The organism is Gordonia sp. VNK21, from assembly GCF_046098115.1.
GTDB lineage: Bacteria > Actinomycetota > Actinomycetes > Mycobacteriales > Mycobacteriaceae > Gordonia.
In genome coordinates this window covers 101,609-121,427 of sequence record NZ_JBJURU010000002.1, presented here as the reverse complement: position 1 = coordinate 121,427, position 19,819 = coordinate 101,609, and the positions used below count along the sequence as shown (strand labels likewise).

At 70.7% G+C, this 19,819-nt stretch carries 19 protein-coding genes and 2 tRNA genes; 13 read left to right on the top strand and 8 right to left on the bottom strand.

Annotation, left to right across the window (positions count from 1 at the left end; all coding sequences use genetic code 11):
• Positions 1-638: zinc-binding dehydrogenase (locus tag ACJMNC_RS03580; protein ID WP_408946571.1), on the top strand; the 638-nt coding region annotated here is incomplete at its 5' end.
• On the top strand, positions 635-1,243 hold the full coding sequence (locus tag ACJMNC_RS03575) for an MBL fold metallo-hydrolase (RefSeq protein WP_408946570.1): 609 nt from the start codon (positions 635-637) through the stop codon (positions 1,241-1,243). The genes ACJMNC_RS03580 and ACJMNC_RS03575, both read left to right, overlap by 4 nt.
• A gap of 50 nt (positions 1,244-1,293) precedes the next feature.
• Here the strand turns inward: ACJMNC_RS03575 and ACJMNC_RS03570 are convergent, their stop codons facing one another.
• The gene (locus ACJMNC_RS03570; protein ID WP_408946569.1) at positions 1,294-2,538 is read right to left on the bottom strand and encodes an MFS transporter; all 1,245 of its coding nucleotides are present in this window, start codon (positions 2,536-2,538) and stop codon (positions 1,294-1,296) included.
• 113 nt (positions 2,539-2,651) lie between these two features.
• Between ACJMNC_RS03570 and ACJMNC_RS03565 the strand changes: the two genes are divergently transcribed.
• Together ACJMNC_RS03565 and ACJMNC_RS03560 are read left to right on the top strand one after the other, a co-directional pair.
• A complete protein-coding gene (locus tag ACJMNC_RS03565) occupies positions 2,652-3,422 on the top strand; it encodes a fumarylacetoacetate hydrolase family protein (RefSeq protein WP_408946568.1) in 771 nt (256 codons plus the stop codon).
• Between the two features lie 28 nt (positions 3,423-3,450).
• A complete protein-coding gene (locus ACJMNC_RS03560) occupies positions 3,451-4,287 on the top strand; it encodes an alpha/beta fold hydrolase (RefSeq protein WP_408946567.1) in 837 nt (278 codons plus the stop codon).
• Between the two features lie 11 nt (positions 4,288-4,298).
• Here the strand turns inward: ACJMNC_RS03560 and ACJMNC_RS03555 are convergent, their stop codons facing one another.
• Positions 4,299-5,372 carry a DUF1648 domain-containing protein gene (locus ACJMNC_RS03555; protein WP_408946566.1) on the bottom strand — a complete coding sequence of 358 codons (1,074 nt, stop codon included), beginning with the start codon at positions 5,370-5,372 and terminating at the stop codon, positions 4,299-4,301.
• Between the two features lie 140 nt (positions 5,373-5,512).
• Between ACJMNC_RS03555 and gltX the strand changes: the two genes are divergently transcribed.
• The 4 genes from gltX to ACJMNC_RS03535 all read left to right on the top strand — a co-directional run bounded on the left by gltX (position 5,513) and on the right by ACJMNC_RS03535 (position 8,574).
• The gene (gene gltX / locus ACJMNC_RS03550; protein ID WP_408946565.1) at positions 5,513-6,985 is read left to right on the top strand and encodes a glutamate--tRNA ligase; all 1,473 of its coding nucleotides are present in this window, start codon (positions 5,513-5,515) and stop codon (positions 6,983-6,985) included.
• Positions 6,986-7,088: 103 nt separating this feature from the next.
• Positions 7,089-7,160 (top strand) — tRNA-Gln (locus ACJMNC_RS03545).
• A gap of 51 nt (positions 7,161-7,211) precedes the next feature.
• Positions 7,212-7,284, top strand: a tRNA-Glu gene (locus ACJMNC_RS03540).
• Between the two features lie 255 nt (positions 7,285-7,539).
• Entirely contained in the window at positions 7,540-8,574 is a 1,035-nt protein-coding gene (locus ACJMNC_RS03535; RefSeq protein WP_408946564.1) for a YncE family protein, read from the top strand.
• Here ACJMNC_RS03535 and ACJMNC_RS03530 read toward each other — a convergent pair.
• Both ACJMNC_RS03530 and ACJMNC_RS03525 read right to left on the bottom strand, forming a co-directional pair.
• Positions 8,571-9,095, bottom strand: a complete 525-nt coding sequence (locus tag ACJMNC_RS03530) for a pyridoxamine 5'-phosphate oxidase family protein (protein ID WP_408946563.1) — start codon at positions 9,093-9,095, stop codon at positions 8,571-8,573. The two genes, ACJMNC_RS03535 and ACJMNC_RS03530, sit on opposite strands and share 4 nt — an antisense overlap.
• 35 nt (positions 9,096-9,130) lie before the next feature.
• A complete protein-coding gene (locus ACJMNC_RS03525; protein ID WP_408946562.1) occupies positions 9,131-9,832 on the bottom strand; it encodes an IclR family transcriptional regulator in 702 nt (233 codons plus the stop codon).
• A gap of 113 nt (positions 9,833-9,945) precedes the next feature.
• On the opposite strand from ACJMNC_RS03525, the gene leuC reads away from it, so the two are divergent.
• From leuC to ACJMNC_RS03510, 3 genes are all read left to right on the top strand, one after another.
• Complete coding sequence (gene leuC, locus ACJMNC_RS03520; RefSeq protein WP_408946561.1) at positions 9,946-11,397, top strand: 3-isopropylmalate dehydratase large subunit; 1,452 nt, start codon at positions 9,946-9,948, stop codon at positions 11,395-11,397.
• Between the two features lie 38 nt (positions 11,398-11,435).
• The gene (gene leuD, locus ACJMNC_RS03515) at positions 11,436-12,026 is read left to right on the top strand and encodes a 3-isopropylmalate dehydratase small subunit (protein WP_408946560.1); all 591 of its coding nucleotides are present in this window, start codon (positions 11,436-11,438) and stop codon (positions 12,024-12,026) included.
• A gap of 265 nt (positions 12,027-12,291) precedes the next feature.
• Complete coding sequence (locus tag ACJMNC_RS03510; RefSeq protein WP_408946559.1) at positions 12,292-13,161, top strand: HU family DNA-binding protein; 870 nt, start codon at positions 12,292-12,294, stop codon at positions 13,159-13,161.
• A gap of 103 nt (positions 13,162-13,264) precedes the next feature.
• Here ACJMNC_RS03510 and ACJMNC_RS03505 read toward each other — a convergent pair whose 3' ends face one another.
• Genes ACJMNC_RS03505 through cofC form a run of 3 tightly spaced genes read right to left on the bottom strand, consistent with a single transcriptional unit; the run spans position 13,265 to position 17,036 of the window.
• Positions 13,265-14,179 (bottom strand): NUDIX hydrolase, encoded by a 915-nt coding sequence (locus ACJMNC_RS03505; RefSeq protein ID WP_408946558.1) that lies wholly within the window; start codon positions 14,177-14,179, stop codon positions 13,265-13,267.
• Entirely contained in the window at positions 14,176-16,362 is a 2,187-nt protein-coding gene (locus ACJMNC_RS03500) for an RNA degradosome polyphosphate kinase (RefSeq protein WP_408946766.1), read from the bottom strand. Before ACJMNC_RS03500 ends, ACJMNC_RS03505 begins: the two co-directional genes overlap by 4 nt.
• An 11-nt stretch (positions 16,363-16,373) precedes the next feature.
• Positions 16,374-17,036 (bottom strand): 2-phospho-L-lactate guanylyltransferase, encoded by a 663-nt coding sequence (gene cofC / locus ACJMNC_RS03495; RefSeq protein ID WP_408946557.1) that lies wholly within the window; start codon positions 17,034-17,036, stop codon positions 16,374-16,376.
• 121 nt (positions 17,037-17,157) lie between these two features.
• Between cofC and ACJMNC_RS03490 the strand changes: the two genes are divergently transcribed.
• Positions 17,158-18,186 (top strand): NAD(P)H-dependent glycerol-3-phosphate dehydrogenase, encoded by a 1,029-nt coding sequence (locus ACJMNC_RS03490; RefSeq protein ID WP_408946556.1) that lies wholly within the window; start codon positions 17,158-17,160, stop codon positions 18,184-18,186.
• A gap of 21 nt (positions 18,187-18,207) precedes the next feature.
• On the opposite strand, the gene ACJMNC_RS03485 is transcribed toward ACJMNC_RS03490, so the two are convergent.
• Positions 18,208-18,759, bottom strand: coding sequence for a DUF3515 domain-containing protein (locus ACJMNC_RS03485; protein ID WP_408946555.1), 552 nt, complete (start codon positions 18,757-18,759; stop codon positions 18,208-18,210).
• Positions 18,760-18,836: 77 nt separating this feature from the next.
• On the opposite strand from ACJMNC_RS03485, the gene thiL reads away from it, so the two are divergent.
• Positions 18,837-19,817: a thiamine-phosphate kinase gene (gene thiL / locus ACJMNC_RS03480; protein ID WP_408946554.1), complete on the top strand. Its 981-nt coding sequence runs from the start codon at positions 18,837-18,839 to the stop codon at positions 19,815-19,817.
• Positions 19,818-19,819 lie beyond the last annotated feature (2 nt).

Below are 19,819 nucleotides of genomic sequence, written 5' to 3'. Positions count from 1 at the left end.
TCGGCCTGCTCGGCTGCGGGGTGATGGCCGGGCTGGGTGCGGCGATCAACACCGGCGGCGCCACCCGCGGCAAGTCGCTGGCCGTGATCGGCTGCGGCGGCGTGGGGGTGGCGGCCGTCGCCGGCGGTGCGCTGGCCGGCGCGATGCCGATCATCGCGGTCGACATCGATGCCAAGACGCTCGAGGCGGCCACCGCCCTGGGCGCCACGCACACCGTCGACTCGTCGAAGGTCGATCCGGTCGAGGCGATCGCCGAGATCTGCGACCGGTACTACGCCGGTGCCGAGGGCGCCGACGTGGTGGTCGAGGCGGTGGGCCGTCCCGAGACCTGGAAGCAGGGCTTCTACGCCCGCGACCTGGCGGGCACGCTGGTCCTGGTCGGCGTCCCGAACCCGGAGATGACCGTCCCCGAGCTGCCGCTGAGCGACGTCTTCGGTCGCGGCGGCGCCCTCAAGTCCAGCTGGTACGGCGACTGCCTGCCCAACCGGGACTTCCCGATGCTGGTCGATCTGTACCGCAACGGCCGGCTCGACCTCGACGCCTTCGTCACCGAGGAGATCGGGATCGACGACGTGGAGGCCGCCTTCGCCAAGATGCACCACGGCGACGTGCTGCGCTCGGTGGTGGTGATCGGATGACCGCCCGCGTCGACCACACCGTCACCTCGGGCACCTTCAGCCTCGACGGACAGACCTTCGACGTCGACAACAACGTCTGGGTGATCGGCGACGACACGGAATGCATCGTCCTCGACGCCCCGCATTCGGTGGAGGCCATCACCGACCTGGTCGGCGACCGGAAGGTCATCGCCGTCGTCTGCACTCATGCGCACGACGATCACGTCCGCGTCGCTCCCGAGCTGGCGGCGGCCACCGGGGCGCCCATCTGGCTCCATCCCGCCGACGCGCCGCTGTGGGAGCTCACCCATCCGGACCGGCCGTGGGACGCCGATCTGGCCGACGGTCAGCAGATCGAGGTGGGCGGCACCACGCTGACGGTGATCCACACGCCCGGCCACGCCCCCGGCGGGGTGTGCCTGTACGCGCCCGAACTCGGCTGCGTGTTCACCGGCGACACCCTGTTCTGCGGCGGGCCCGGCGCCACCGGTCGGTCCTTCTCCAGCCGCGAGCTGCTCGAGGACTCGATCCGTTCGCGGCTCTACGATCTGCCCGACGAGACCGTCGTGCACACCGGCCACGGCGAGGACACCACCATCGGGGCGGAGAAGGCCGCGCTGGGCTGAGCACCGCGGTTCTACGTGCGCAGACGTGACCGGTCCGGGCCCCGGGCCGGTCACGTCTCGTCGAGCACCGGCTCCTCGCGGCCCTGCCACGGCCGGTCGCGGGGGATCAGCGGCAGCGCCAGCACCGGTGCCAGCGCGGTGATCGCGAACGCCGCCGGATAACCGGTGGCGGCGATCAGCCGGCCCAGCAGCGGAGTGCTGGCCGCGACGGCCACGTACTGCGCGGTGTTCTGCACGCCCAGGGCCCGGCCGCTCCACGCCGGTCCGGCGGTCTCGGCGATGGCGGTGAACGCCAGCCCGTTGTCGGCGACGGTGGCCACCGCGGCCACCACCATCACCGCGGCGGCCGCCGCCGAGGTGCCCAGCCAGTCGGTCAGGGCGAGCGCGCCCATGGCCAGCGCCGCCGCCAGCGCGATCACCCGCACCGGCCGCATCCGCGAACGCCGGCGGTCCGAGATCCGGCCGGCCGCGATCCGTCCGAAGGCGCCGAGCACCTGGGTCACCGTCACCAGCAGACCGGCGGAGAAGGCCGACCAGTGGTGGGCGATCATCAGCCAGGCCGGGACGAAGGTCCAGATCAGCGATTGACCGATCACCAGCAGCACGCTGAAGGCGTGGATCCGCCACAGGTACGCGTCCTGCCGGTACGGATTGGCCGCGGCCGGCGCCGGTGCTCCGGGCCCGCCCGCGCCGGTCTGCGGGTCGGTGATGCCGACCACGACCGCCACCAGGCCGATCGCCGTCACCACCGCCGGGACCGCCATCGCGGCGCCGATCCCCGCGACCTCGGCCAGCACCGGCATGGTCAGCGCGCACAGGGCGATGCCCAGCGGCTGTGCCATCTGCCGGATCCCCATCGCGGTTCCGCGCAGCTCGGCCGGGAACCAGCCGACCACGATGCGCCCGCTCGCACCGTTCGCGGCACCCGAGCCGATGCCGCCGATCAGCAGCATCGCCGCCAGCACCGGAGTGGCGGTGCCGGTGCCGGCGGCCAGCGCCGCACCGACGGTGCCGGCCAGGGTGACGGTCATCGAGATTAGCAGCACCCGGCGTTCGCCGAACCGGTCCAGGGCCGCACCCCAGGCGATGATGGCCACGGTGATGCCGACGGTCGGCACCGCCGCCAGCGCCGACGCGGTGGCCAGGCTCATGCCTTCTCGGTGCAGCGCCGGGATCACATAGGCGAAGCCGGACAGCGCCGTCGTCGTGGTCATTGCGGCGATCAGCGCACAGCCGAGCACCGTCCACCGGCGCAGGGACCCGGCCTGTTCATCGGGTGCGTCGCCGTCGGCCATCGTTTCACTCCCTTTCCGGTTCCGACCCAGTCTCATATAGTGAAACTACAGTTCCATATTCTAGAACACGGCGGCGTGCGCGGGCGAGTCCGGGCTGCGCTAACGTGGCAACCATGAAATTGGGTCGTGTAGCCAGTCCGGACGGCGTCGCCTTCGTCGCCATCGAGGGCGAGGACGGGGCGCAGACCGCCCGCGAGATCGCCGAGCACCCCTTCGGGGAGCCCACCTTCACCGGCCGCAGCTGGCCGCTCGATCAGGTGCGGCTGCTGGCGCCCATCCTGGCCTCCAAGGTGGTGGCCATCGGCAAGAACTACGCCGAGCACGCCGCCGAGATGGGTTCGCAGGCGCCGGAGGATCCGCTGATCTTCCTCAAGCCCAACACCTCCATCATCGGTCCCGGCGCACCGATCGTGCGGCCCCCGTCGTCGCAGCGGGTGGACTACGAGGGGGAGCTGGCGGTGGTCATCGGCCGGCCCTGCAAGGATGTGGCGGCCGCGCAGGCGGGCAGCGTGATCCTCGGCTACACGGTAGCCAACGACGTCACCGCCCGCGACCAGCAGAAGGCCGACGGCCAGTGGACCCGGGGCAAGGGCTACGACACCTTCTGCCCGCTCGGCCCGTGGATCGAGACCGCGCTGGACCCCGCGGATCTGGCGATCGGCACCACCCTCGACGGGGTCAGCGTGCAGTCGAGCCGCACCTCGCTCATGCTGCACGGCATCGGCGAGATCATCGAATGGGTCTCCCGCGTGATGACCCTGCTGCCCGGCGATGTGATCCTCACCGGCACCCCGGCCGGAATCGGCCCGATGGAGGCCGGACAGACGGTCGCGGTGAGCGTGGAGGGCATCGGGACCCTCAGCAATCCCGTCGTCGACAAGTGAGCACCGCAGCAGTGAGGAGATCACCCGCATGACCCGCCCGGCTCCCGCCCGCCCGCAGACCGCCGAGCTGAACTCGATCACGCTCTCGTACACCGATGCCGGCTCGGGTCCGCTGGTGGTGATGATCATGGGCACCGGCAGTCCCGGCCGGGTGTGGCACGCCCACCAGCAGCCCGCGCTGCTGGCCGCCGGCTACCGGGTGGTGACCTTCGACAACCGGGGGATCGCCCCGAGCAGCGAGAGCGCCGACGGCTTCACCATGGCCGACATGGTCGCCGACACGGCGGCGCTGATCGAGCACCTGGGCGGCCCGGCCCGGGTGGTGGGCACCTCGCTGGGCGCCCGGATCGCCCAGGAACTCACCCTGGCCCGGCCCGACCTGGTCGTCGGTGCCGCCATGCTCGCCACCTATGGCCGGATCACCCCGCTGGTGGCCGCCTTCTCCGCCGGCGAACTCGAGCTCATCGACGCGGGTACCACCCTGCCCGACTGCTACTACGCCGCGATCACCGCCGAATCGAATCTGTCGCCGGCCTCGCTCCGCGACGACCGGGCCGCGCGGGACTGGCTCGACATCATCGGCTTCTCCGGTCAGCAGCGCACAGCCGGCGTGCGGGCGCAGATGGCGCTGCCCGAACGCGACGAGAACCGGCTGGCCGCCTACCGGGCGATCAGCCGCCCGGCGATGGTGGTGGGCTTCGCCGACGACCGGACGCTGCCGGTGCACCTGGCCCGCGAGGTGGCCGAGGCGATTCCGGGCGCCCGCTACGAGGAGATCCCCGATGCGGGGCACTGGGGCTATCTGGAGCAGCCCGAACGGGTCAACGCACTGCTGGTGGACTTCCTCGGTTCCCTGCCCCGCTGAGGGGACGGCGCTCAGCCGGGCGGACGGAGGCCGCTGCCGTGCGGGTCGGCGCCGGGATCATCGTCCGGCCGGCGCTCGGCGAGCGCGGTGAGCAGGGCGGCGGCGCCGACGGCATCGTCGACGGTCACCACGAACCGGCGGCCGCTGCGCCGCAGCACCTCCAGTGCCGGGCCGCGCCGCACGATGATCCCGGTGACGCCGGGACACAGCCGGATGCCGTAGCCGCCGAAGTCGGCGTTGGGACTCACCTGAATCAGCCGCACCTGCTCGACGTCGTCGATCGGCACCGTGAAGCGCGGCCGGCCGGCGAGGGAAGCCACCTGCACGCCGTCCTCGTCCACCCGCACCCGGAAGGCCAGGGTGACGGTGGCCGCCGCGGTGATCAGGACGGTGAGCACGGCGCCGCCGACCACGGTGCCGGTGCCCGCATCGGAGAGCCACAGGTAGCAGGTGCTGACCAGCATGACGGCGAAGACGCCGACGGTCACCGCGACCATCCCGCGGCCGGCGGTGGCGGTGCGCAGCCACACGGGCCGCTCGCCGGGCGCGAGAGCATGTGCGGGGACCGGCAGTGAGTTCTCGGGCGGGCGCTTCTGTTCCGGCTGGATCCACCAGGCCGCGGCGCCGACGGCGACGGCGGCGAGGGTGGCGGTGAGGAGGAGTCCTTCGATGGGGACCTGATCGCCGGCGACGCCCCGGTCGCCGGTCTGGTACCAGAGCGCGCCGGTCGCCGGCACCACGGTGAAGGCGGCCAGGCCGGCGGACAGTGCGGCGAGCAGCCGGTAGCTGGGGCCGCGGTCGCCGTCGCGCAGCGCGGGCAGGGCGGGGACGGCGAGCAGCCCGGAGACGATGAGCACGACGACGGCGGTCAGCAGCGGCGAGGTCCAGCCCGGCAGCCAGCCGTCCGGCCGGCCGTCGACGGACCAGTGCACGGCGACGCGGTCGGGCAGCCGGGACAGCAGGACCACCTGGACGATCACCGCGGCGAGCATGAGTACCAGCGGAATCACCAGTGCCGCACCGATGAATGCGGGCAGCGGTCGGCTCAGGCGCGTCCGCAGTCCGGCGGGCGGATCGGTCGTCATCGTCGGCGGACCTTTCGGGGTCGTCCTCCCGGGGCAGTGGTTCCCGGGGTCGTTCTCCTCAGGATAGTGAGCGCCGCCGCGGCCGCGGAGGGGGTGTGCTGCCTGTTCCGGGCGCAGCCCGGCCGACTAGTCTGACCTGCATGACCGTCCGTGTTCGCTTCTGCCCGTCGCCCACCGGAACCCCGCATGTCGGCCTGGCCCGCACCGCGCTGTTCAACTTCGCTCACGCCCGCCACACCGGCGGCACCTTCGTGGTCCGGATCGAGGACACCGACGCCGCGCGCGACAGCCAGGAGAGCTACGAGGCCATCCTCGATGCGTTGCGCTGGCTGGGGCTGGACTGGGACGAGGGGCCCGAGGTGGGCGGTCCGTACGGTCCGTACCGGCAGTCCGAGCGCAAGGAGATCCACCTCGGCGTCGTCGACCGGCTGCTCGAGGCGGGGCTGGCTTACGAGTCGTACTCGACGCCCGAGGAGGTGGAGGAGCGGCACAAGGCGGCCGGCCGCAATCCCAAACTCGGCTACGACAACTTCGACCGGGATCTGACCGACGAGCAGCGGGCCGGTTTCCGGGAGGCCGGACGCGGCCCGGTGGTGCGGCTGCGGATGCCCGACGAGGACATCACCTGGGACGACCTGGTGCGCGGTGAGACCACCATCAAGGCGGGCACGGTACCCGACTTCGCGCTCACCCGCGGCACCGGCGATCCGCTGTACACCCTGGTCAATCCGGTCGACGACGCGATGATGAAGATCACGCACGTGCTGCGCGGCGAGGATCTGCTCTCGTCGACGCCGCGGCAGATCGCGCTGTACCGGGCGCTGATGCAGCTGGGGATCGCCGATCAGGTGCCGGAGTTCGGGCATCTGCCGTTCGTGATGGGGGAGGGCAACAAGAAGCTGTCCAAGCGTGATCCGGAGTCGAGCCTGTTCCATCACCGGGACCGCGGCTTCATCCCGGAGGGGCTGCTGAACTATCTGGCGCTGCTCGGCTGGGGCATCTCGTCCGACAACGACATCTTCAGCCTGGACGAGATGATCGAGGCCTTCGACGTGCGGACGGTGAACGCCAATCCGGCGCGGTTCGACCAGAAGAAGGCCGATTCGATCAACGCCGAACACATCCGCCGGCTGGATCCGGTGGACTTCGCGGGTCGGCTGCGCCGTTTCCTGGTCGAGGCCGGGCACCTGGCCGAGCCCGTGGACGACGCACTGTTCGTGCCGCTGGCCGAGCTGGTGCAGACCCGTATTCAGGTGCTCAGCGATGCCTGGCCGCTGATCCGCTTCGCCTATGTCGCGGAGGAGGATTTCGAGTTCGACGAGAAGTCGGCGGCGAAGAACCTGAATGCGGCGGCGGTGCCGGTGCTGCAGGCAGCCATCGCGGCCTGCGAGGCCGTCGGGGAGTGGACGACGGCGAATATCGAGGCGGCGCTGCAGCGGGCGCTGGTCGAGGAACTCGAACTCAAGCCGCGCAAGGCCTACGGTCCGGTGCGAGTGGGGGTGACCGGTGCCGCGGTGAGTCCGCCGCTGTTCGAGTCGATGGAGCTGCTGGGTGCGCAGGCCTCGATCGGCCGGCTGCGCAAGGCCCTCGCCGTCGCCGAGAATGCCTCCTGACCATACGATTTGTGGTTTAGGGGGGTAGTCTTGGTAATCTACTTCCCGGCCGGAAAACGGTGGTGAACTTCTCGGAGAGCGCCGCGGTGGTCCGGAAAAACCTTGGGGTATGGTGTAATTGGCAACACAGCGGTTTCTGGTACCGCCATTCTAGGTTCGAGTCCTGGTACCCCAGCGAGATGTGCAGGGTTACCCGCATGCCTCATAACTGAACAGATTGTTCTAGGGCCCCGTCGTCTAGCGGCCTAGGACGCCGCCCTCTCAAGGCGGTAGCGCGGGTTCGAATCCCGTCGGGGCTACAGAGAATGTGGAACGACCCCGATCACGCACAGCGTGGTCGGGGTTTTTCAGCGCCACCGCGGCACCGAGGCCGGAACGCGACCGTGCACACAGTCGCGTTCCGGCCCCGGTGTCGCGTTCGCCCGGACATGGGCCGCGAGGGGCGCCGCGGTGGCGTGGACTTTGCCGGATCGGGTGCGGTTGTTAGGCTAGCCTAAGTCTGTTCGGGGCCTGCGGCAGCCGGCCGCTTCCGCCCGGACAACTGGGAAGGCGGCATGCCGGTACAGCGCAACACGATCGCTCAAGGCCTCTACGAACTGGCGTATTCGCCGCGGCGGCATGAACTCTATGTCGCCTCCTCCGGTGGCCGCGGCGCAGATGCCGATCCCGGTCGGCTGGTGGTGGTGGACCCGGACACTCTCGAGGAGATCCGGTCGGTGGCACTGCCGGGCGGCGGCTTCGGACTCGCGCTCGACGACGAGGTGGGCCGGGTGTACGTCGGCGACGGAATGAACGGCGCGGTGTACGTCGTCGACCTCACCGCGGAGTCGAGTCCGGTGACGACGCTCCACCTGGGCGGCGAGAAGGTCGTCCGCAACGGGATCGAGCAGTACGAGCTGCAGATCCGCAAGCTCGCCGTCGACCCGCAGCGGCACCGGCTCTACGTTCCGGCGCTGGCCTTCGAGGACAGTGTGCTGATCGTCGTGGACACCCGCGACGGGAGCGTCGAGAAGCGGCTTCCGGGCTTCGGCTTCGTGACCGCCGGAATCGTCGTCGATCCGGAGCGTCCGCGCCTGTGGATCAGCAACACCCGCGGTCAGGTCTTCACCGTCGACGCCGACACCCTCACTGTCACCGAGGTCGTCGAGGCGGCCGGCGATCAGTTGCTGAACATCGCCTACGACGCCTCCGGTGATCGCCTCTTCGCCACAGATCAGGGGCACCCCCTGTTCCTGCAGTTCTGGCAGCAGTGGCTGCCCGACTACGAGCCTCGCGGCGAGGGGAATCAGGTGGTGGAGATCTCGGCTGCGGATGGGTCGCCGTTGCGCACCATCGCCACCGGCGCGGGGCCGCTGGACCTGCTCTTCGACGGCGAGCGGAACCGGTTGTACGTCAGCATCCGCGAAGCCGGCGAGGTGGTGGTGATCGACCCGTCGAGCGGTGAGATCGCGCACCGGATCGAGATCCCGGCGCACCCCAACTCCCTCGCCGTAAATCCGGCGACGGGAACGGTCTTCGTCACGGTCAAGAACGGCGCCGACGCGCAGCCGGGCTCGCCCGACGCCCTCGCGCGCATCGACCCGGCCTAGTCAGGGGCCCGGTGGAACCGGGCCGTCGACCCGGCGAGCGGCATCTCCGGCAGGCCGAGCTTGCGGTGGTCCCAGGAGCGCAGCCGGTCGGCGACCAGGCGCACGGCGACCCGCTTGTGCATCATCGCCTCGACGGCCGGACGGAGGTCGTCGCTGTACGGGCCGTTGTAGCGTTCCCAGACGCCGATGCCCACCCGCAAGCAGGTCTGTTCGTCGTCGTGGATCTCGGCGCGGCCCTCCAGGGAGACCCCGCGCAGGGTGTCGTAGGTGAGTCCGTCCTCGACCAGGGCGGTCACCCGGGGGTCGCGGCGCAGGTTGAGTGCCTTCTGGGATTTGGCCTTGGTCTCGAACCAGAGCTCGGGCCGGCCGTCCGGGCCGTCGAGCACCGCGTACCACATGGCCACCAGGTGGGGTGTGCCGTCGGGGCCGAGGGTGGCGAGGGTGGCGGTGCGCTGCCGCCGGAGGAAGGACTCGACCTCGTCGTCGGTCATGACGATCTGACTGCGCTGATTGGTGCCCATGATGCGACGGTAGCCGGGCCGGACCGGGATGCGGGCTAGATGCGTTCGGTGATCTCGGCGGCGGCGGCGATCAAGTCGTCGGCCCAGCGGTCGCCGGGGCGGCGGCCGAGGCGTTCGATGGGCCCGGACACGGAGACGGCGGCGACCACGGTGCCGTCGCGATCGTGCACCGGGGCGGAGATGCTGGCGACCCCGGCCGCGCGTTCGGCGGCGCTGTGCGCCCAGCCCCGCCGGCGGACCTCGGCGAGGGATTTGGCGGTGTAGGCGGCTCCGTCGAGGAGCCGCTCGCGGGTCTCGTCGTCGGCGAAGGCGGCCAGGACGCTGGCGGCCGAGCCCGCACTCATCGGCAGCCGGGTGCCGACGGGCACGGTGTCGCGCAGTCCGGCCGGTGGTTCGGCGGCGGCCACGCAGACGCGTTCGGCGCCCTCCCGGCGGTAGAGCTGAACGGATTCGCCGGTGGCATCGCGCAGGCGGGGGAGGACCAGCAGGGCGGCTTCGCGGAGGTCGTCGCGGGCCGAGGCGGCCAGCTGGGCCAGGGCCGGACCGGGCACCCAGCGCCCGGTGCCGTCGCGGCTGAGGAGCTGATGAGTCTCCAGCCCGACGGCCAGCCGGTGGGCGGTGGCCCGGGCCAGGCCGGTGGCGGCGGTGAGCTCGGCGAGGTTGCACGGCCGCTCGGCGGCGGTCCGCAGAACCAGCACAGATTTGTCCAGCACGCCGATTCCGCTATCATTTCCCATAGGACGATATTAACTGTCCACATACTGAGATTGCCAGTCGACGCGGCGGGAACAGCCCACAGCCCACGGACTCCGCCCGCGGCCGGCCGAACGAGGCGAATGCGAGTGTGCACATGACTACTGCAGCCGATCAGCAGCCGGGGCGCCGGCCGCGCACCCTGGCCGAGAAGGTCTGGGACGACCACGTGGTGGTTCCGGGCAAGACCGATGACAGCGGCAACCAGGATCCCGACCTGATCTACATCGACCTGCACCTCGTGCACGAGGTGACCAGCCCGCAGGCCTTCGACGGCCTCCGGATGGCCGGCCGGCAGCTGCGCCGCCCCGACCTGACCATCGCCACCGAGGACCACAACGTGCCCACCGTGGACATCTTCAGCCCGATCGCCGACCAGGTGTCGGCGCTGCAGGTGGAGACGCTGCGGCGCAACTGCGAGGAGTTCGGCGTCCGGCTGTACCCGATGGGCGACGACGAGCAGGGCATCGTGCACGTGGTGGGTCCGCAGCTCGGCCTCACCCAGCCGGGTATGACCGTGGTGTGCGGCGACAGCCACACGTCCACGCACGGCGCCTTCGGTGCCATCGCGATGGGTATCGGCACCTCCGAGGTGGAGCACGTGATGGCCACCCAGACGCTGTCGCTGCGGCCCTTCAAGACGATGGCCATCAACGTCGACGGCGAACTGCCGCCCGGGGTCACCGGCAAGGACCTGATTCTGGCGATCATCGCCGAGATCGGCACCGGCGGCGGTCAGGGGCACGTGCTCGAGTACCGCGGCCCGGCCATCGAGAAGCTGTCGATGGAGTCGCGGATGACCATCTGCAACATGTCCATCGAGGCAGGGGCCCGGGCCGGGATGATCGCCCCGGACCAGATCACCTACGACTACCTGAAGGGCCGCCCGCACGCCCCGCAGGGGGCCGACTGGGATGCGGCGGTGGCCTACTGGGACAGCCTGCGCACCGACGAGGACGCCGTCTTCGACCGCGAGGTGCACATCAACGCCGCGGAACTGACCCCGTTCGTCACCTGGGGCACCAACCCGGGGCAGGGGCTGCCGCTGGGGGCGCGGGTGCCCGATCCGGAGCAGATCGCCGACGAGACCGAGTCGCTGGCGGCGGCCCGGGCCCTGGAGTACATGGATCTGACCCCGGGCACCCCGCTGCGCGAGGTGAAGGTGGACACCGTCTTCGTCGGATCCTGCACCAACGGCCGGATCGAGGATCTGCGGGCGGTGGCCGACATCCTCAAGGGCCGCACGGTGGCCGACGGCATGCGGATGCTGATCGTGCCCGGCTCGATGAAGGTCCGGGCGCAGGCCGACGAGGAGGGGCTCGGCGACATCTTCACCGCCGCCGGCGCGGAGTGGCGGATGGCCGGGTGCTCGATGTGTCTGGGCATGAACCCGGACCAGCTCTCCCCCGGGGAGCGCTGCGCGTCGACCTCCAACCGCAACTTCGAAGGACGGCAGGGCAAGGGCGGCCGGACCCATCTGGTCTCCCCGGCGGTCGCGGCCGCGACCGCGGTGCGCGGCACCCTCGCTTCCCCGGCTGACCTGGACTGATCCGGCCCGCGCCGACGACGACTTCACGGAGAACTCTCATGGAACCTTTCATCACTCACACCGGCGTCGGAGTTCCGTTGCAGCGCAGCAACGTTGACACCGACCAGATCATCCCGGCCGTCTACCTCAAGCGCGTGACCCGCACGGGCTTCGAGGACGGGCTGTTCGCGGCCTGGCGCGGCGACCCCGATTTCATCCTGAACAACGAGCCCTGGAAGCACGGTTCGGTGCTGGTGGCCGGCCCGGACTTCGGTACCGGATCGTCGCGCGAGCACGCGGTCTGGGCGCTGATGGACTTCGGCTTCCGGGTGGTGATCTCGTCTCGGTTCGCCGACATCTTCCGCGGCAACTCCGGCAAGGCCGGACTGGTCGCCGCTCAGGTGGATCAGAGCGATGTGGAACTGCTCTGGAAGCGGCTCGACGCCGAGCCGGGGCTGGAACTGACGGTGGACCTCGAGGCCAAGACGGTCACCGCGGGCGACCTGGTGGTGCCCCTGCAGATCGACGACTACACCCGGTGGCGGTTGATGGAGGGGCTCGACGACATCGGCCTGACTCTGCGCGAGACCGATGCGATCTCGGCCTACGAGGCGCGCCGGCCGGCGTTCAAACCGACGACTCTTCCCTGAGAATTTCTCCGGCGCCGACGACGCCGGAGACGGTAGTGTAAGGACTCCGACCCTGGGTCGGATTCTCTTGTGTCCGAAGAGAATCCGCCCTTCTGTCTGCGTGTGACGGGGCCGCGCAGGCGGCCTGAGAGGCCGTCAGGCCCGCTGCCTGGGAAAACGACACGCGGGGGCCGAAATGCTTGTTGCGGAGACTTATTCGCTCTTCGGCGTTTACCGTGAGAAATTAGCTGGCCGGTCCGTCAGCTCAACCCACGCGGAGGAACGCATGAACAAGGCAGAACTCATCGAGGAACTGACCAAACGCATCGACGCCGATCGCAAGACCGCCGCCGAAGCGGTCGAGGCCGTGGTCGACACCATCGTGCGCGCGGTCAACAAGGGCGAGAGCGTCACCATCACCGGATTCGGGGTCTTCGAGAAGCGCCGCCGGGCACCGCGTGTGGCGCGCAATCCGCGGACCGGTGACACCGTCAAGGTGCGCGCGACCTCGGTGCCCGCATTCCGGCCGGGCGCCCAGTTCAAGGCCATCGTCGCCGGAAAGCAGAAACTCAAGGCCGGGCAGCCCGCGGTCAAGCGGGTGAGCGCCGAATCGGCCGCTCCGGCCAAGGCTTCGACAAGCGCAACCCAGCGGAAGACCGCCGCGGCGAAGAAGACCACCGCGGCGAAGAAGGCCACGCCGGCGAAGAAGACCACCGCGGCGAAGAAGACGACCGCAGCGAAGGCTTCGACAAGCTCAACCCAGCGGAAGACGACGCCGGCGAAGAAGACCACGGCGGCCAAGGCTTCGACAAGCTCAACCCAGCGGAAGACGACCGCGGCGAAGAAGACCACGCCGGCGAAGAAGACCACGGCGGCGAAGAAGACGACGCCGGCGAAGAAGACCACGGCGGCCAAGGCTTCGACAAGCTCAACCCAGCGGAAGACGACCGCGGCCAAGAAGACGACCGCGGCCAAGAAGACCACCGCGGCAAAGAAGACCACCGCGGCGAAGAAGACCACGCCGGCCAAGAAGACCACGCCGGCGAAGAAGACCACGCCGGCGAAGGCTTCGACAAGCTCAACCCAGCGGAAGACGACGGCGGCGAAGAAGACCACCGCCGCAAAGAAGACCACCGCGGCGAAGCGGAAGAAGTAACCGCAGCACCACCGACCTGTGGGCCCGCACCGACCATCGGTGCGGGCCTCCGGTCGTCAGGACCGGATCTGCGGTCGGGGCCGGGCCTGTGGTCGGGACCGGGTCAGTCGTCCTCGCCCGCAATGGGGCTGGGCAGATGGTCGAGGGCCACGAGCTGGTCGCCGCGCATGGTGAGGATCCAGACGCTGCCCTTGCGGTTGTGCGATGCCGGCAGCTCCAGCAGCGATTCGCGGCTCCACTGTTCGAGCAGCGGCGCGATCGCCTTGCCCTGGCTGCACACCGCGCGCACCGGCAGGCCGGCCGCGGCCAGGGTGCGCAGCCGGGCGAACGCGGCCACCGGGTCGGCGGCGTAGGCCTCTTCGGTGAGACTCGGCTCAACGGCGATCTCGGTGCGCAGCGCCTCGGCCGCGGGCTCGAGGGTCTGCACGCAGCGCAACCGGTCGGCCGCATGCAGACTGTGGGCGCCGTACAGGCCCAGGACGTCCACGAGCGCAAGCGCCTGCCGCCGGCCGTGCTTGTCCAGCGGGCGCTGCCGGTCGGGACCGTCGAAACGACTGCGGCTGCCCGCCTTGGCGTGCCGGATCAGCAGACAGGTGTGCAGTTCGCGTACCGGTTCGGCGGTGAAGTCCGCCAGCACCTTCCGGTCCGCCGAATAGCTCAGCAGGGCCGCGGCGTCGGGTATCGACAGCCAGCGCAGTTCGTCGGTCTCGTGGTTCGCGGTGAACGCGCCGTGCAGCGCCTCCATCGACCAGTAGGTGACCTTCTTGTCCACCCCCGGCTTGAGCGGATAGCCCACCGTGCGCAGCCGCTGACCCACCCGCGCCTCGAAACCGGTCTCCTCGGCGATCTCCCGGGCAGCGGTCTGCACCAGCAGCTCGCCGTCCTCGGCCTTGCCCTTGGGCAGCGACCAGTCGTCGTAACGGGGCCGATGCACCAGGGCAACCTGTACCTCGCGGTCGCCGACGGGACGCCACAGCACCCCGCCGCCGGCCCACACCGTGCGCGAGCCCGAACTCACAGTCCGCCCCCCGCGGGCTCGGAGTATCGGCGGGATCGGGTCATCATCTGCCGCTGATGATCACGCACCTGTTCGCCCTCGGCCGGGGACGCCGTCCACGAGCCGTCGGACTGCAGGACCCAGCAGCGGGTGCGCGGATCGAGCGCCGAATCGAAGATGTCCTGCAGGTCGGCCGCCAGCCGGCGATCACGGACCTGCACCATCACCTCGACCCGGCGGTCGAGGTTGCGGTGCATCATGTCGGCGCTGCCGATCCAGTACTCGCCGGCGCTGCCGAAGGTGAAGATCCGCGAATGCTCCAGGAACTGGCCCAGGATCGAGCGCACCTCGATGTTCTCGCTCAGCCCGGGGACTCCCGGCCGCAGCGCGCAGATACCGCGGACGACGATGTCCACCGGCACCCCGGCCTGCGAGGCCCGGTACAGCGCGTCGATCACCTGCTCGTCGACGAGCGCATTGGCCTTGACCTGCACGCGTGCCCGTTCGTCGCCGGCCCGATGGGCGGCCACCTCGGCCTGGATGCGTTCGATGATCCCGGTGCGGATGCCGTGCGGGGCCACCAGCAGGTTCCGGTATTCGGTCTTGCGGGAGTAGCCGGTCAGGGTGTTGAACAGATCCGTCAGATCCGCGCCGATCTCCGGCGCGGCCGTGAGCAGGCCCACGTCCTCGTAGAGGCGGGCGGTCTTCGGATTGTAGTTGCCGGTGCCGATGTGGCAGTAGCGCCGGATGGTCGAGCCCTCGCGGCGCACCACCAGACAGGTCTTGCAGTGCGTCTTCAGACCCACCAGGCCGTACACCACGTGCACGCCGGACTGTTCGAGCTTGCGCGCCCACTTGATGTTGGCCTGCTCGTCGAAGCGCGCCTTGAGCTCGACCAGCGCCACCACCTGCTTGCCGGCGGCCGCCGCATCGATCAGGGCGTCGACGATGGGGGAGTCGCCGGAAGTGCGGTAGAGGGTCTGCTTGATGGCCAGCACGTGCGGGTCGGCGGCGGCCTGCTCGATGAAGCGCTGCACACTCGTCGAGAACGAGTCGTAGGGGTGGTGCACCAGCACGTCGCCCTCGCGCAGCGTGGTGAAGATGCTCTTGGGCGTCTCCCGTTCGGCGAACGCCGGATGCGTCTTGGGCACGAAGGGCCGTTCCTTCAGGGACGGCCGGTCCACCCCGTACACCTCGAACAGCGAGGTCAGGTCCAGCAGTCCGGGCAGGGCGACGACGTCGGCGCGGTCCACGTCCAGTTCGCGCAGCAGCAGCTCGAGCATGTGCTCGGTCATGTCCTCGCCCACTTCCAGGCGTACCGGCGAACCGAACCGGCGCCGGGCCAGCTCCCGTTCGAGGGCCTGCAGCAGATCCTCGTCGCGGTCCTCGTCGACCTCGAAATCGGCGTTGCGGGTGATCCGGAAGACGTGGTGTTCCACCACCTCCATCCCCGGGAAGAGGAATTCCAGGTTGGCGGCGATCAGGTTCTCCAGCGGGAGGAAGAGCGCCGGCGGTGTCTCGTCGTCGTCGTAGTCGGCGGGAATGAGCTTGTCCACCCGGATGAACCGGCTGATGTTGTTGGGCACCTTGACCCGGGCGAAGTGCTCGCCGCCCTCGGCGGCATCGCGGACGGTCACCGCCAGGTTCAGGCTCAGCCCGCTGATGTAGGGGAACGGGTGCGCCGGATCCACCGCGAGCGGCGTCAGGATGGGGAAGAGCTCATTGTGGAAGAACTCGCGCAGCCGGACCTGCTGGGTGTGGGTGAGGTCCTCCCAGCCGATGATCGAGATGCCCTCGGCGGCCAGCTCGGGCAGGACCGCGTCACCGAAGACCCGGGCGTGCCGGACGGCGATCTTGCGGCCGCGGGTGGCGATCATGTGCAGCTGTTCGCGCGGCGACCGGCCGTCGGCCGAGCGCACCGAGAGTCCGGTCTCGTCGCGGCGTTTGAGGCCGGCCACCCGGACCATGAAGAACTCGTCGAGGTTCGACGCGAAGATCGCCAGGAACTTGGCCCGTTCGAGCAGCGGCAGCGAGGTGTCCTCGGCCAGGGCGAGCACTCGCGAATTGAAGTCGAGCCAGCTCAGCTCCCGGTTGAAATAGCGCTGCGCCGGCAGGTCGGCACCCTCGTCGGGATCGATCGTCTCGGCCGGCAGGGCGCTGGGCAGGGTGGTGGTCTCCTCGGGGTCGTCCTCGGTCGCGGTCACCGTTGCATCAGTCACCGCTCCATTCTGTCCCATCGCCGGACTTCGTGTGCAGTGTGCTGCCCGAGTCCGAGCCGGCGGGCCTGCGCGAGATCGGCGACGGTGTCGACGTCGGTCCGCAGATCCGGCCAGCGCCGTGCCGCGCGATCGAGTTCCACCGCACCGGAATCCCGGTGCGCGGTGGCCGAACCGGCACCGAAGGCCGGTGTGAGCCCCGGCGCGCCGGTCAGCAGCACGGTGCCGGTGCCGTCCCGGTCGGCGACGAAGGCGGCCCGGTGCGGTGCCGCGGCGCTCAGGGCGCCGACCAGCGAATCGGTGCGCAGTGCGGGCAGATCCGCCTGCAGGAAGGCGACGCGGGCGATCGGGAGGCGCGCGTAGGCGGCGGCCGCACCGGCGACCAGCGCGGGGTTGAGGCCGTCACCCGGATCGTCGACGATCAGCGCGCCCAGTTCCGCCGCACGTGAACGCAGTGCCGGGTCCGGACTCACCACCGCGATCACCGCGGGTCCGGCGGCGCGCACCGCCTCGACGGTGTCGGCGAACATCGCCGCGACCAGCGCCGGCCGCTCGTGCGGGGGCACGTCCCGGCCGGTGAGCCGGGACTTCGCGTGAGCCAGTTCCTTGACCGCCAGCACCACGGCGAGCGGTTCGGTGCGCGGCGGCGCGGACTCGGCCATGGCACCTATCGTGCACCACCGGCACGGACCGGTATTTCACTGACCCCGGTGCGTGCGGCGACTAGGCTGGAGCGACGAACGACGGTCGCCATCGGGCGAGCGTGGCGGGAGGAGCAGGACAGTGCGTGCAACGGTGATGGGATCGGGCTCGTGGGGTACGGCGGTGGCCAAGATCCTCGTCGACGCCGGCAACGACGTCACCATCTGGGCGCGCCGGCCCGAGCTGGCCGAGCAGATCAACAGCGGACACGAGAACCGCGACTATCTGCCCGGCATCACTCTGCCCGAGGGGCTGCGTGCGGTGTCCTCGGTGCCGGAGGCGCTGGCCGACGCCGAACTGGTGGTGTGCGCGGTGCCCTCGCAGAGCCTGCGCGAGAACCTGGCGACCTGGCGTGAGGACCTGCCCGGCACGGCGGTGCTGCTGTCGCTGGCCAAAGGCGTGGAGGTGACCTCCGGCAAGCGGATGAGCCAGGTGATCAAGGAGGTCACCGGGGTTCCCGACGAGCGGGTCGCCGTGCTCTCCGGACCCAATCTGGCACGAGAGATCGCCGAGGAGCAGCCCGCGGCCACCGTCATCGCCTGCACCGACGAATCCGTCGCCACTGCGCTGCAGCAGGCGTTCGCGGCCCCGTACTTCCGGCCGTACACCAACACCGACGTGGTGGGCTGTGAGATCGGCGGTGCCGCCAAGAATGTGATCGCGCTGGCCTGCGGCATGGCCTCGGGCATGGGCTTCGGCGAGAACACCCTGGCCACCCTGATCACCCGGGGCCTGGCCGAGACCATCCGCCTGGGCATGGCGCTCGGCGCCGACATCACCACCCTGGCGGGGCTGGCCGGCATCGGCGACCTGGTGGCGACCTGCTCGTCGCCGCTCTCACGGAACCGGACCTTCGGTCATCGGCTCGGTGAGGGCGCCACCCTCGAGGAGGCGCAGGCGGCCACCAACGGCCAGGTGGCCGAGGGCGTCAAGTCGTGCCGGTCGGTGCGTGCGCTGGCCGCCGAGAGCGGGGTGGAGATGCCGCTCACCGAGGCCGTCTACCGGGTGTGCCACGAGGGGCTGCCGGTGGCCGAGATGGTGGATCTGCTGCTCGGCCGCACCCCCAAACCCGAGGTGTACGGCGCCCGGCCGGAGCCTGCCGGGAACTGAGCGCGGCGGCCGCCCGCGGCGTCAGCCGAAGTCGAGCGGGGCGGCCGGCAACTGCTCGTCGATCGCCGCGGAGATGTCGGTGATGGCGCCGCTGCCCGCCCCGGCCGGCAGCCACACCGCGATGTACGGCCGGTGATCGACCGCCACATAGGCCTGGCCGACGCCCTCCTGGGTGTCGGTGATGAACCACTGCACGGGGTGGATCACCTGCAGCGCACTGGTGGGGGCCAGCGCCGTCGGGCGGGCCACTCCGCAGCGCAGCACCACCTGGCGGTTCTCGTCGTCGGTCCACCGGACGGTGTCGCCGTCGCGCTTCTTGTCGGTGAACTCGTCGTACGAGCGGGGCAGCGAGTCCAGGAAGTCCCCGCACTTGTCGGCATCCTGGGCGATGGTGGCGTACGAGTCGATCGGCACCTCGGTGTCGGCGTTCGAGTTGAGGACGGCGACCGTGATGAAACCGGCGATCACCATCACCGGGATGGCCACCAGGGTGGCGATCAGGGCGGGGGAGAGCCGTCCCTGGTCGTCGCGGCCGCGGCGGGTGGGGGACGGCTGGGGGTCGGACTCGCTCATGATTCTCTGATTTTAGGCGGCGGCCGGCGCCGGCGGCCCACCGCCCGCCGGTGCGGCACCTGTGTAGTGTCGGCGCCGTGACGACGGTAGGCGAGATCGGGGAGCGGGCCCTCATCGCGCGGATGACGGCCGCGGCCGGCCGCGGCGGCGGCGACGTGGTGATCGGCGCCGGCGACGATGCCGCCGTTCTGCGCGCCGCCGGACCGGTGGTGGTGAGCACCGACACCGCGGTGGCCGGACGGCATTTCCGCTTCGACTGGTCGACCCCCGAGCAGATCGGCGCCCGGGCGGTGGTGGCCGCCGCCGCCGACATCTCGGCGATGGGCGGGGTGCTGACCGGGGTGGTGGTCTCGCTCGGCTGCCCGGCGCACACCCCGGTCGATCAGCTGCTGGCGGTCAACGCCGGTCTGGTCGGGCAGACGCACCGGTACGGCGCCCGGGTGCTCGGCGGGGATCTGGTGTCGGCGCCGGCGATGATCCTGACCGTCACCGCGATCGGGATGCTCGACGGCGACGAGGCGGTGACCCTGTCCGGGGCCCGGCCCGGCGACGTCCTGGCCGTGAGCGGACCGCTCGGCGGCGCGGCGGCCGGTCTGGCGCTGCTCTCGGCGGCCGCGACCGGCGCCGATCCGGTGCTGACGCAACGCTATTCGTCGCTGGTGACCCGGTTCGCCCTGCCGCAGCCGGATCCGCAGCAGGGACCGCTGGCCGCGCGCGCGGGCGCCCACGCCATGACCGACGTCTCCGACGCGCTCATCGAGGAACTGATCACCATGTCCACCGCCGGCGGTGCGGTGCTCGACGTGGATGTGGCGGCGGTGCCCCGGCCGGCCGGACTCGCGGCGGCGGCCGCCGCCCTGGGCGTCGACCCGGATCGCTGGGTGCTCACCGGCGGTGAGGACCACGAACTGCTCGCCGCGCTCGATCCGGCGGCCGTCCCCGACGGCTGGACCGTGATCGGCCGGGTGCGCGCCGGCGGCCCCGCGGTCCTGGCCGACGGCCGGCCGATCGGAGATCTGCACGGCTGGCAGTCGTTCACCCCCACCGACTTTGCTTAAAT